Below are 12488 nucleotides of genomic sequence, written 5' to 3'. Positions count from 1 at the left end.
GGATTGATGAATGGCAATTCCTCTGCTTTCTTTTTGCTTAAGGTTCGGCAACGGGAGTTAGTTGCTGGCCGAGTTGCTGATACAGATCAAGAAAGTCGTAGTTATTCCATGCCTCATCAATTTTTCCATCTTTAGTTCTGACCATACACATGCCGGAGAAGGTTACATTTTTCCCCGTTTGCGTGTGAATGGCATGGACAGTAGTTCTCGCTGCTTCAACGTTATCTTGCGAAATTACATCATCAATCTCAATGCGAACCGATTGAAATTGGCTTCTAAATCCTCTGAAGAAAATTTTAAACCCCTCTGGGCCTTTCGGCTGATCTGCCGTTAAGATTCCATTGGCAGCAGACTCCGAAGTCATTAGCTGATCGATTGCATCTTCGTTGTCGTCGTTCCAGACCTCATTGAACCATTTGTAAAGAACGGTAGAAGTAGCGGCTCTCATAATAAATAGTCTTTAGAATGTATAAAAGAGGAACTAGTTGTAAGTGGATTTATTAAACTATTCTGTTCTATTCATGTAGTTTGTACTATACAGAATTCTTGATCCGAGAGCCTAATATAGGACAAAAATTAATATTGGTAAATTTTAAAATGGTATTGTTCTATTGTTATTCCTGAAGAGTCTCACGGTTGGTCCTTTTGTGGATGATTCTTAGCTTATTTATCGGTATGAATTACAGGATATAAAAGCCGTAATGCATTGAATACGGCCTGATGGGTTACTGTGGCATGGTCTTCCTGAGGTAAGTAATCAAAATGAACCGTTATCTGGCTGCTTTCCAAGCTCCTGAGTTTGTCTGCTAACAGATTGGCATCTACTTCCATAACGCGTGGAATCGTACCCGGCGTAAGCCCTTCTTTCCCGACGCCAATATAAATGTCCGTTTTCTTTGGAAAATTTTTCTGTAAAAGGGCTGATTTACCGGCTAACAAAGAACCATTATCCCACCATAAACTAGGGCTTATAATAATGTACTTATTGAAGAGTAATGGCTTTTTTAATAAAATTTCAGTGGCTAATAACCCCCCAAGTGATTGTCCAATAATCGTTTTTGATGAATTAGTTCTGTATTTGGTTTGAATATAGGGCTGCAATTCTTTTTCTATAAAATTTAAAAATTTGTCGGAATGTCCCGAAGTCGGATTCTTTTTCCTGTCTTCGGTATTGGTGGTCGGAAATGTAAAATCTCTCTTTCTGTCCACATTGGCAATACCAACAATAATTGACTTAGGTACCCGGTTTATCCAGGCAAAGTTATTAAACTGATACAGCCCGATAATATGAATAAAGTCTTCGTCTGCGGAGCCGTCCAGCAGATAAACGACAGGATACTTCGCCGTATCGTTTTTCGTATAACCTTCAGGGAGATAAATGTTTAAGATTCTCGTTTCCGATAATTCTGTTGATGCAATTTGATCAATGACGCCAAGAATAAAGGGTTGAGTTTGGTCATTTTTTTTTGCGTTGCTAGCTTGACCAAATGAGCGTATTGCACAGGAAACTAACGCTACTATTACGACTATTCTCATCGTTTATGTTGCTGTATTAAAGTTTTAAAAATGGGTCTGTTCGCACTTTTTAAGTTAACCACAAAGTACGCTGAAGTAAAAACACAACGAAATTTAGCCAAAGATTTAACTCCTTTGCGAATAGGCTTTAGCGTGCTTTGTGATTAATTTGAACCTTATTAAACCTATAGAAAAGTTTAGATGATAAGCATTTACTGACGAATTTAAGGATAATAGTATGGTCATAAATACCAAAACCTGTAGAGTGCCAGGAATGGCGTTCTCTACAGGTTTTGGTATGTGAACAGGCATTGCCTGTGCTTTATTTCGTTTCTGACAGATGCTGGCTGATCGCTTCTGCTACCGCCGTCGTCTGACCGGTTGGCAAGCCAGCCACTTCACCCACAACAATAATGGCTGGATTTCCGATGCCGGATTCGTTTACTTTTTCCAGGATCGTTTCCACGTTTCCAATCACGATCTGCTCGTCGGGTAACGTACCATTCTGGATGATGGCAACCGGCGTTTCTGTTTTGCCAAAGTCGGTAAAAACGGACATGATTTCAGCCAGTTTGTGCATGCCCATCAGCACGACAACCGTTGCCGACGACTGCGCTGCCAACCGAAGATCAGCAGATAACTGTCCGGCTTTTGTCGTACCGGTAACTACCCAGAAACTTTCGGATAAACCCCGCGTTGTAAGGGGAATGCCTGCTGAGGCCGGAACGGCATAACTGCTTGATATACCGGGGACAACGGCCGTTTCTATACCGTGCTGACGAGCAAATTCGATCTCTTCGTAACCTCTGCCGAACACAAACGAATCGCCCCCTTTGAGCCGTACAACATGACCATATTGCCGGGCATAGTGTACAATTAATGGATTAATATCTTCCTGCATACACGAATAAGCACCCCGGCGTTTGCCGACGTAAACTTTCAGCGCATCAGGACGGCAATGATCGAGCAGGTCAGGATGAACAAGGGCGTCATACATGACCACATCAGCAGCCTGCAACGCCCGAATTCCTTTTATGGTTATCAAATCCGGATCACCAGGTCCGGCTCCTACGAGAGTAAGTTTCATTGACTGATTGAATTATTGACTGACTGAAACATTCAGTCAGTCAATTCTTAGCTATCCTGCGCCTGCGTTAATTCCTGCAATTCGGGAAGGCCTTCCAGCTCGATCTGAGCTTCACGGTAGGCTTGAACGGCTTGCAGGAAGGCTTCGGCCTTCGCGATAAACTGACGCGCAAACGTTTCAGATGGCTCCTGTTTATTAATGCTGAATACGAGCGTTTTAAAGTCGCCCTCGGCCTGATGGAAATCAGGTTCGCCAAGGAACGTTTTATCGAAATCGCTCACAATGCCATGCTGCGTGTTGGTTGGAACATCACGGCTCATCAGAGCAGCTCTGGCACCCGTAATGAACACATTATATGCATGGTAGATCGCATCGGCCCAACGACTTTCGGCCAGGGCTTCGCGTGCCCAACCCAATTTTTCACTGGCTTCGGTCAACGTTGTCGCTACAAGGTCGATCAGTACGCTGGCGCATTCGCCGATACCCACTTCGGTAACATACTGTTCGGTATGATCCCAGTCGATATAGTCGCTATCTATAAGTGTTTTCAGATCTGCCAGCGGTTTAAGCAGTTGGTAGAAATAGTTCTTCCCCTGACGAGCGTAATAATCGCTGTAGTACTCGCCATCGAACGAATTGGCTTCAAAATCACGGAGCAAAAACCGGAGCGAATGAGGGCCACGTTTTGCCGGAATCTTAATGACTTTATCGGCAATCAGTCCTTCACCTTTGCCGTTAAAGCCACCACCGAGTAGTACCTGTAAGGCAGGCAGGACGTAAGCGCCATTTTTAAGCGACGAACCGTGATAGCCAATATTGGCAACGGAATGCTGACCACAACCGTTCATACAGCCCGAGATTTTGATCTTGATATCGTCGTTGAAAACAAGGTCAGGAAACTCGTCGTGCATCATCTCTTCCAGAGCCCGAGTGATGCCGTAACTGCTCGAAATGGCCAGATTACAGGTATCCGTACCAGGACAGGTTGTAATATCGGCGGTCGTATCGAAGCCGGGTTCAGCCAGACCTAACGCATCGAGCGCTTCAAAAACAGCAGTGAGGTTCTCCGGACGAATATACCGAAGCAGATAGCCCTGATTGACGGTCACCCGAATGTCGTCGGCAGCATACTGCTTTACAATCTGTGCCAGTGCACGGGCCGTATCTGAATGCATGTCGCCGAGTAAAACCCGCAGTTGAACGGCATACCAACCCGCCTGTTTTTGCTCAAATACATTCGTTTTGAACCAGGTGCTTAGCTTTGAACTTTGACTCTGTTCGGGGCCGATGGTCAGTTGGTAATTGCTGGCTTCCGGGCGTTCGGCGTATTGGTCCGACACCGAAAACTGTGAGCTGTCAACCAAAAACGCTTTATTTTTTATGGCTGGCGTCTCTTCGTCAATGCGCCGGAGCAATTCCTCAAGACCAATGTCGTTCAGCAGGTACTTCATCCGGGCTTTGTGCCGTTTCTGCCGCTCGCCGTAGCGATCAAATACGCGGATAACTCCCTCAATAAAGGGAATGACGCGCTCTTCTTCCAGAAATTCAAATGCAGTTTGTGCCGAAAAAGGCTGTGCGCCCAAACCTCCGCCAAGCATTACCTTAAAACCACGCTGGCCATCCTGAATCCGTGCTACCAGACCCACATCATGCATGTAGCCATAGGCCGAATCCTTCTCACTCGATGAGAGCGAAATCTTGAATTTCCGACCCATATCCTGGCAGATTGGATTGCGCAGGAAATAGTCAAATATGGAAAAGGCGTAGGGCGTAATGTCAAAGGGCTCGCTTGGATCAACGCCCGCGCGTGCCGAACCCGTCACGTTCCGAACCGTGTTGCCACAGGCCTCTTTTAGTGTAATGCTAGCATCTTCAAGATCGGCCCAAAGTTGGGGTGAATCAGCCAGTTTGACAAAATGGAGCTGGATATCCTGACGGGTCGTCGCGTGGAGATTGCCCGTCGCGTACTTATCCGACAGGTCGGCAATCCGGGTGAGCTGGTCAGCCGTAATGCGTCCGTGGGGCAGTTTGATCCGAATCATCTGCACACCCGGTTGCCGCTGCCCATAAACTCCACGTGTGAGCCGGAATTTCCGGAACGCTTCGTCGGCTATATCGCCAGACTGGAACGAGCTTATCTTCTTTTCCAGATCCAGAATATCGCGCCGGGCGGCTTCGCTAACCTTGTCGGTAAGTTGGATAGACATATGTATTAAACTCTATAGATTTGATCAACTAATTCTTTTGAACAAAACGCCGTTTTTAACCGGCGTTACAAGTTCAGGACGATTTCCGTGTACAATAATAAAGGAAATTTTGGCGGATTGGGTTCAGCAGGTGCCCAACTTTTGGTTATGGACGATAAGAATTGGTTATGACTAATCGACTGGTCAATAACTTGTAGCTAATTGGTAATGACCACACTATTAGATAAATAGACTATCTGATTGGTTGGCGTTTCCAACGAAAAACAGACTTGGCCAGGCCATTCAATCCGTCTGGTGTTAATCAGGTCTGTTTAGCTAACGGCTAAACGCAAGACTCCCTCGTGTTTTAGCTTAGACCGTAACAGTTTTAGACCGGAAATCCCCTGCAAATCTTCAACCTCAACGTTTGTTATCGCTTCTTCCAGCAGGTTCAGTTGCTGCAACTGGCGCATATAATAAGTATAAGCCAGTTCATCGGCGTCATTAATATATACAATTGAAAGATGACCCGCCTGCGTTATTCGTTCGGTGGTTCCTTTTATAAGCGCTTTATCGATGCGCTTCTTAACAATTTCATAGCGCACATTATAACTTCCATCGACATCAAATCGCTTTTCATCCATTCGAAATCGTATGCCGATCGTTGACGGATACACCAGAACCAGCGCCGTTACCTCAAGCGGATAGGGTAAACTGGGTAAAAGTTGCTGGTGAGCTATGAATTGTTCACAAAGTACACGAAGCTGCCATAACCGTAACTCATTCAGCTTTTCTTCGTCAAATTCATGGGTAGGGGCAATGGATTGGCCAATGTATAAATTATGTTCGACGCCATCGGTTTTAAATCGCTCGTAGTAATGGGGGAAAATTGTCTGGGCTTCTGTTTGCCGCTTATCGAGCAGGTCGGCCAATGTATCGTTAATCCTTGAAATGGTCGTTTCATACCGTCGGCGACAAGCATGAAAGGCACCTTTATCCTTAATCGTTTCAGCGAAATAAGCCTTTATCTCGGGCAGTTGGTCAGCGCTTGCCAGTTGCTGTAAACGATCATGAACAGTTCGTTCTATATACATAGTAATGTGCTGTTCTGTGCTGGCTTTCATGCCCATCGAAAGCTCGATCAGGAAATCCGATAATTGCTGCTGCGCTTCCCGGAAATAACCAGACTCCGTTGGTAGTTGCTCGCTTAGTCCTTCTAAAAGTGCAACCAGTGTTTTAAGTTGCTGTTGCAGATCATGCTGAACACTCTCGTTCCGTGCTTCCGATGAGCCTTTCACATCGATCTGCCCATAGAGGGGGTATACGGCTGGAAAGGCGATTTCGCTCACGGCTGAGAGGACGCCCGATTGCGAAACCTCAATAAGCCGTTGTGCCTCTGCCCTGAATTTCCAGTTGACACTGGGGTGAATAGCAGTAAACCTGTCCTGAATTATGGCCTGAATCTGGTTTTCCATTTGGGCAATCAGCCGTTCAACGGTGTCCGTTAAAAAAGACATAATTACCTCCAGTTTGTTGGCATTTACGCTATTGAGCTTTTGGGGCAAATGCGAACCAATCTCCAGAACACCTAATAAAACTTGATTTTTAACAACAGGTGCGAGAATAAAACTTTGAATATTTTGGGCTAAAAAGCGACTCGCTAACTGACTCTCAGGGTGTACAGCCAGAAATTCAGCAGTATTTGATGCGGCAACGTATACTCGCTCATGAACCAGGCTACGATACGTGTAGGAACCTAATTCCTCTTCGGCCGTATAAGAATGACCATCGGCGACGATAAAACTAAACATAGGGTGCCCAAAAGCGGCCCTCGTAAATCGGTATTGGTCTGATTTAAAGAGTGAAAACCCAACCTTTAGATCGGGAATCTGGAAAATTGACTGGAAGATTGATTCAATATTGACGTGAAAATCGACCGCACTTAATCCCAGTAATTTCTCTTTAAATAAGGAAACCGCGTTCTCAACGGTGGCATCGAACAGGGTCATGATGGCAAAACCTTTCAGACGCCAGCTCTCTTTAGGAAATTTCTCTTTCCACAAATCCAGGTCATTATACTTGTCTAATAAAAGGCTAATATCGTCCTGCGACAACTTAACGGCCTTTTCGGTAGGAAGTATCTCCAGAAAATCACCATTATACAGGATTCGATAATGCTTAATGATGCCATCTCTGGTTGGGATATCGAAGAATAGCGGCTTACTGAAATCGAGTTGGGTGTTATAGTGTTGATTCAGGATAAGACAGCAACTGCTAATATAAAATTGATGCTCCTCGAAATCCCGGATATTGATTGTAAAGTCTGGCCCTGCCGCGTTAAGAATGTTTTTGAATCGCTGGGTGTGGTTGAAAATAATTCCAGAATAGGGGATGTTGGCGGCCTTAATTTCATTCAGCGTCAGTGCGGCAGGGAAATAATCGGCCAATAGGCTGCTAATCAGCTCGGTATTCTGCGTAATCTGAGAAGCATTTGTGATACCGTTTCGCAGTTCGGGATAGGCAGCGATTTTGTCCAGTAAAGACAGTGCCCGATGAGCTTCTTCACCCGTAGTTTCGGCAGCTCGCTTTTCCAGATTCGTAATAATCGGATCGAAACACAGTTGTACCTGAAATGGAGCGTCTGGGAAAGCGAATAGGTTCATCGTATAGGGATTTACGTCCTTAACCTACTGCCAATAAAATATGGAGTCCTTGCTGATTGGATTACCCGGTTTATCGACCCTGTTAAAATTACCAGGATTTATCGTTGAATTTCGATATGCTAGGGTTGCTCAGATAGACTACAGTAGATTGGCATGAATTTACGATAGAAACCCGCCCGGTTTATACTGAAGCTGAAAATCAGGGTAAGAAAAGGATTGGATTAACTGAAAATCAATTTCAGCTATATCGATGTCGTGAACGACTAACTCACTAAACGGATAAATCGCCTTAACAGGCATGTAACAGACCGGAATCAATACACGCCTGTTAAGGCGATTTATTTAGGCTTCGCCTACGAGCATCAATGCGCCCACGGTTACATTCGAGGTCTCATCAATCAGGATGGCTCCGCCTGTAGCGCGGTTTTTTTGATACGGATCGAAACTAATGGGCTGGGCCGTACGCAGAACTACTTTGGCTAAATCGTTCAATTTGAGGCTATCTACGCCTTCAATTTCCTCGTACGTATTGATATTTAGCTGGTAGGCAATCGCCCGTACGGAGCAACGGGTCCGGGAAGTGCCCACCTGTAAAACGTATTTATTACCAACCTTAAACTCTTTGGTATCCATCCAGCAAAGCATTGCCTCGACCGTCTGGCTACTGATTGGCTGGATATCGGATCGTACGATGAGGTCGCCCCGGCTAATGTCGACATCCGTTGCCAGGTGTAAAACAACCGACATCGGCGTAACGGCTTCATCCAGCTGGGTTTCAGCTATTTCGATGGCATCGATAGTCGATGTTTCTCCGGAAGGTAATACCGTGATTGCGTCGCCTTTGCGAAAGATACCACTGGTTATTTTACCCGCATAGCCCCGATAGTCGTGTAGCTCGGCGGTTTGAGGGCGGATCACATACTGAACCGGAAAACGACCCGGATGATGATCTTCCGTTTCTCCGTTGACATCGTCATCGATCACTACCGTCTCCAGGTGTTCAAGCAGGGTCTGACCTTCATACCAGGGCATCGTTTCTGACCGGTCGACAACATTATCGCCATTGAGCGCACTCATTGGAATGTATGTCACTTGATGAACATTCAGCTTTTTCGCTAGCTCAGCGTACTGAATGCAGATATCGGAGAACACATTCTGAGAGTAGCCCACCAGATCCATCTTGTTGATCGCCACCACAATATGCGGAATGCCAAGAAGCGACGCAATCAGCGAATGCCGACGGGTCTGTTCAGCCACGCCATGCCGGGCGTCGACCAGAACAATGGCTAACTGACAGTTCGACGCACCCGTCACCATGTTGCGGGTATACTGAATATGGCCCGGCGCGTCCACAATGATAAACTTACGCTTCGGTGTCTGGAAATAGCGATAAGCGACGTCGATCGTAATGCCCTGTTCTCGTTCCGAGCGAAGGCCATCGGTTAACAGAGCCAGGTCAATTTCGCCGTCGTCGCGGCTTTTACTGGCTCGTTCGATCGCTTCGAGCTGGTCGGCCAGAATGGATTTAGAATCGTAAAGAAGCCGCCCGATGAGCGTGCTTTTGCCGTCGTCTACCGAACCGGCGGTTATAAATCGTAAGAGATCCATTAACTCAATGAGTGATTGAGTGAATGAGTGAATAAGTGAATGGTTTTGCGGCTGTTATTATTCGCGCATTCGCTCATTCAATCATTCACGATTAAAAATAGCCGCCTTTTTTGCGGTCTTCCATGGCTGCTTCGCTGAGCTGATCATCCATGCGGGTTTCGCCCCGTTCGGAGATACGCGTAGCCTGAATTTCGTCGATAACCGCGTCGAGTGTGTCGGCCTGCGATTCAGAGGCCGCCGTGCAGGAAATATCACCCACCGTACGGAAGCGCACACGCCGGGTCACGAGCTGATCATCGGCTTCGGGTTTGATAACACCACCGGCAGTGGCCATTAGTTTACCATCGCGGATGAGTAGCTCGCGTTCATGAGCGAAATAAATGCTGGGCAGTTCGATCTTTTCGCGCCGGATGTAATTCCAGACGTCGAGTTCAGTCCAGTTCGAGATCGGGAATACACGAACATTTTCGCCTTTATGAATCCGACCGTTGTATAAGTTCCAGAGTTCAGGGCGCTGGCGTTTCGGATCCCAGGAACCAAACTCATCCCGTACGGAGAAAACGCGCTCTTTAGCCCGTGCTTTCTCTTCGTCGCGACGGGCACCTCCGATACAGGCATCGAATTCGAATTCTTCGATGGTATCGAGCAAGGTGAAGGTTTGCAGGCCGTTTCGGGTCGCATTCCGGCCCGTTGGTTCCTTGAGTTTTTTCTCGCGGATCGTGTCCTCAACGTACCGGACGATGAGTTTTTCGCCGATCCGTTCGGCCAGGTTATCGCGGTAATCGAGTGCTTCCTGAAAGTTGTGTCCCGTATCGATATGCACGAGTGGAAACGGAAATTTCCCCGGTCTGAAGGCTTTCAGAGCCAGATGGACCAGGGTAATGGAATCTTTGCCACCCGAAAACAGCAGCGCGGGGCGCTCAAATTGACCGGCAACCTCCCGCATGATATGGATGGCTTCGGATTCGAGCTGATCTAAATAATCGAGTTTCATTCGTTTAATGAGTGAAAGAGCAAATGAGCGAAAGAGTGGAGAACAATCGCTCTTTCACTCTTTCACCCTTTCGCTCATTTAACATGTAATCCACACTCTTTCTTCGAGTTATCTTCCCACCACCAGCGGCCAGCACGGAAATCTTCGCCGGGTTGAATGGCGCGGGTACAGGGCTGACAACCGATACTGACAAAACCCCGGTCGTGGAGCGGGTTATAAGGTACGTTATGGTCTTTTACGTATTGTTTCACCTCGTCAAACGTCCAGTCCATCAGCGGATGAAACTTAAACAGGCTGTGGGAGTCATCCCATTCGAGTTGGGTCATGGTCTGGCGGTTGGCCGACTGTTCGGCCCGAATGCCCGTGATCCAGATTTTCTGCCCTTTCAGTGCCCGGTTCAATGGTTCTATTTTACGAATACCGCAACACTCTTTCCGATTCTCGACCGAGTCATAAAAGCTATATGGCCCTTTCGTCGTCATTAACGATTCAACGGCATCTGCTTTCGGAAAATAGGCTTCAATTTTTGCATCATACCGGTCGTTCGTTTTCTTCCAGACCGAATAGGTTTCTGAAAACATCCGACCCGTATCAAGGGTGAAAATCTTAATCGGAATATCATTGGCCAGAATCAGGTCGGTAATGACCTGATCTTCGTAGCCCAGACTAGTCGAAAAAATAACCTCGCCCGGAAATAGCTCGGCCAGTGTTCGCAGTGCTTCAATATTGCTCAGGCCGTGTAATCGGCCGGCCAGACTTTCGAGCGTGTAGGAAGTAGGTTCGGCAATCATAATTTCTGTTTTAGTGATACCGCCTTGCCTGTTTTAGCCGACCGGCGGGCAGCATCAAGAATTTCCATGACAATCACATTGTTTTCTAATGACGTTAATTCGTCCGGTTTAGTTTCCCCGTGAATCAGCCTGGCAAAGTACGCAAACGGGTCAGTGGCAGGAACTTCACGCTACCTGTCTTCGTTTGCCTGTTCATTTTTTTGTCATTCAATCACACTCATATTCGGGTTCTATTCAATAAACAGACAGAGCCCATTCGCCAGTATGCTTCTAGGTCTTTTTCGGGCAAAAGGTCAGTTCCAGGATGCCTGAATGAATGCCTGTTTACACGGGAAGCATTCGATGCTCGTGGCCAATATATGTTTTAGCCTACTACATGGTGCTAGGCTACTTTCTCTTTAACTACCTCCGCCGATTTTTCTACTGCCTGCGTGAAATCCTCGATCAGATCCTCGATCGCTTCCAGACCCACCGAAATACGAATGAGGCCCGGCGTAATACCCAATGCAGCCTTTTCTTCAGGTTTCAATTTGGCATGTGTCGTCGTGTTCGGGTTCGTTACAATGGTCCGCGAATCACCAAGATTTGAGGAAAGGGTAGGAATAGTTAATGCATCGAAAAACGCTTTCACACGCTCGAATCCGCCTTCCAGCTCAATCGTTACAATGGCGCCACCCGCGCTCATCTGCCGTTTGGCCAGATCATATTGTGGATGGGAGGGAAGGAATGGATACAGCACCCGTTCAACTTCGGCGTGGGTATCCAGCGCTTCGGCCAGTTGAAGCGCATTGCGGCAATGACGCTCCATGCGCAAATCAAGCGTTTCCAGACTTTTCGATAAGATCCAGGCATTAAACGGCGACAGCGATGGCCCCGTATGCCGCGCAAAGAACCGAATCGGCTGAATCAATTCTTTTGAGCCGACAACGATACCTCCCAGCACACGTCCCTGACCATCCATAAACTTGGTCGCCGAATGAATCGACAAATCAGCTCCATAATCAATGGGGGTTTGCAGAATTGGAGTGGCAAAACAATTGTCGACGTTCAGAATAAAGCCGTATTTCGTTTTCAATCGGCTCAGCATTTCCAGATCGACCAGTTCAAGACCTGGGTTCGACGGAGTTTCGAGGTAGACCATCCGGGTGTTGGGCTGCATGGCAGCTTCCCATTCTGCTTCTGACGCAGTAGCGTCTACATAGGTATGCGTAATACCCCATTTGCTGAGAATCTGCGTGATGATCTGATGCGCCGACCCGAACAAGGCCCGACAGGCCACCAGATGATCACCTGATTTTAATAGACCAGCCATACTCGCAAACACGGCCGCCATGCCCGTTCCGGTGGCAATGCCATCTTCGGCATTTTCCAGCATGCAGACCTTATCGACAAACTCGGTCACGTTCGGGTTCGAGAAGCGCGAGTAGATATTTCCCTCTTCGGTTTCTTCGAACAATGCTTTTCCCTGTTCGGCACTTTCAAAGGCAAAACTCGATGTTAGATATAGCGGTACAGAATGTTCGCGATTCTGCGATTTCTGCGCCTGAGTACGGATGGCTTTGGTTTGTTTTTTCATACTTATCTGAGCCAGATTTCAGTTTGGCCCGCGTAATTTGACAGGCGAAGTTCCCGCTTGGCCCAGCT

General features: G+C 47.0%; 10 protein-coding genes. All 10 read right to left on the bottom strand.

Features of this window, described 5'->3' with window-relative positions; all coding sequences use genetic code 11:
* Nucleotides 1-37: 37 nt before the first annotated feature.
* Nucleotides 38-448, bottom strand: coding sequence for an ester cyclase (locus GJR95_RS17955; RefSeq protein WP_162387172.1), 411 nt, complete (start codon nucleotides 446-448; stop codon nucleotides 38-40).
* Nucleotides 449-663: 215 nt separating this feature from the next.
* Complete coding sequence (locus GJR95_RS17950) at nucleotides 664-1536, bottom strand: alpha/beta hydrolase (protein ID WP_162387171.1); 873 nt, start codon at nucleotides 1534-1536, stop codon at nucleotides 664-666.
* Between the two features lie 301 nt (nucleotides 1537-1837).
* Complete coding sequence (gene cobA / locus GJR95_RS17945) at nucleotides 1838-2602, bottom strand: uroporphyrinogen-III C-methyltransferase (RefSeq protein ID WP_162387170.1); 765 nt, start codon at nucleotides 2600-2602, stop codon at nucleotides 1838-1840.
* A 47-nt stretch (nucleotides 2603-2649) separates the two neighbouring features.
* Entirely contained in the window at nucleotides 2650-4809 is a 2160-nt protein-coding gene (locus GJR95_RS17940; protein WP_162387169.1) for a nitrite/sulfite reductase, read from the bottom strand.
* A 311-nt stretch (nucleotides 4810-5120) separates the two neighbouring features.
* Complete coding sequence (locus GJR95_RS17935; RefSeq protein ID WP_162387168.1) at nucleotides 5121-7451, bottom strand: GAF domain-containing protein; 2331 nt, start codon at nucleotides 7449-7451, stop codon at nucleotides 5121-5123.
* Between the two features lie 159 nt (nucleotides 7452-7610).
* Nucleotides 7611-7751, bottom strand: coding sequence for a hypothetical protein (locus tag GJR95_RS17930; RefSeq protein ID WP_162387167.1), 141 nt, complete (start codon nucleotides 7749-7751; stop codon nucleotides 7611-7613).
* 42 nt (nucleotides 7752-7793) lie between these two features.
* Entirely contained in the window at nucleotides 7794-9059 is a 1266-nt protein-coding gene (locus GJR95_RS17925; protein ID WP_162387166.1) for a sulfate adenylyltransferase subunit 1, read from the bottom strand.
* A 91-nt stretch (nucleotides 9060-9150) separates the two neighbouring features.
* Nucleotides 9151-10053 carry a sulfate adenylyltransferase subunit CysD gene (gene cysD, locus GJR95_RS17920; RefSeq protein ID WP_162387165.1) on the bottom strand — a complete coding sequence of 301 codons (903 nt, stop codon included), beginning with the start codon at nucleotides 10051-10053 and terminating at the stop codon, nucleotides 9151-9153.
* A 74-nt stretch (nucleotides 10054-10127) separates the two neighbouring features.
* Nucleotides 10128-10844, bottom strand: coding sequence for a phosphoadenylyl-sulfate reductase (locus GJR95_RS17915; protein WP_162387164.1), 717 nt, complete (start codon nucleotides 10842-10844; stop codon nucleotides 10128-10130).
* A gap of 382 nt (nucleotides 10845-11226) precedes the next feature.
* Nucleotides 11227-12420 carry a trans-sulfuration enzyme family protein gene (locus tag GJR95_RS17910; protein ID WP_162387163.1) on the bottom strand — a complete coding sequence of 398 codons (1194 nt, stop codon included), beginning with the start codon at nucleotides 12418-12420 and terminating at the stop codon, nucleotides 11227-11229.
* Nucleotides 12421-12488 lie beyond the last annotated feature (68 nt).

This window comes from Spirosoma endbachense (genome assembly GCF_010233585.1).
Lineage (GTDB): Bacteria > Bacteroidota > Bacteroidia > Cytophagales > Spirosomataceae > Spirosoma > Spirosoma endbachense.
Note: the sequence above shows the minus strand (reverse complement) of the source record. Positions and strands in the feature narration are given on the sequence as shown.

Coding starts and splice junctions, on each gene's coding strand:
- GJR95_RS17955 (WP_162387172.1), bottom strand. CDS start 448: ATGAGAGCCGCTACTTCTACCGTTCTTTACAAATGGTTCAATGAGGTC.
- GJR95_RS17950 (WP_162387171.1), bottom strand. CDS start 1,536: ATGAGAATAGTCGTAATAGTAGCGTTAGTTTCCTGTGCAATACGCTCA.
- cobA (WP_162387170.1), bottom strand. CDS start 2,602: ATGAAACTTACTCTCGTAGGAGCCGGACCTGGTGATCCGGATTTGATA.
- GJR95_RS17940 (WP_162387169.1), bottom strand. CDS start 4,809: ATGTCTATCCAACTTACCGACAAGGTTAGCGAAGCCGCCCGGCGCGAT.
- GJR95_RS17935 (WP_162387168.1), bottom strand. CDS start 7,451: ATGAACCTATTCGCTTTCCCAGACGCTCCATTTCAGGTACAACTGTGT.
- GJR95_RS17930 (WP_162387167.1), bottom strand. CDS start 7,751: ATGCCTGTTAAGGCGATTTATCCGTTTAGTGAGTTAGTCGTTCACGAC.
- GJR95_RS17925 (WP_162387166.1), bottom strand. CDS start 9,059: ATGGATCTCTTACGATTTATAACCGCCGGTTCGGTAGACGACGGCAAA.
- cysD (WP_162387165.1), bottom strand. CDS start 10,053: ATGAAACTCGATTATTTAGATCAGCTCGAATCCGAAGCCATCCATATC.
- GJR95_RS17915 (WP_162387164.1), bottom strand. CDS start 10,844: ATGATTGCCGAACCTACTTCCTACACGCTCGAAAGTCTGGCCGGCCGA.
- GJR95_RS17910 (WP_162387163.1), bottom strand. CDS start 12,420: ATGAAAAAACAAACCAAAGCCATCCGTACTCAGGCGCAGAAATCGCAG.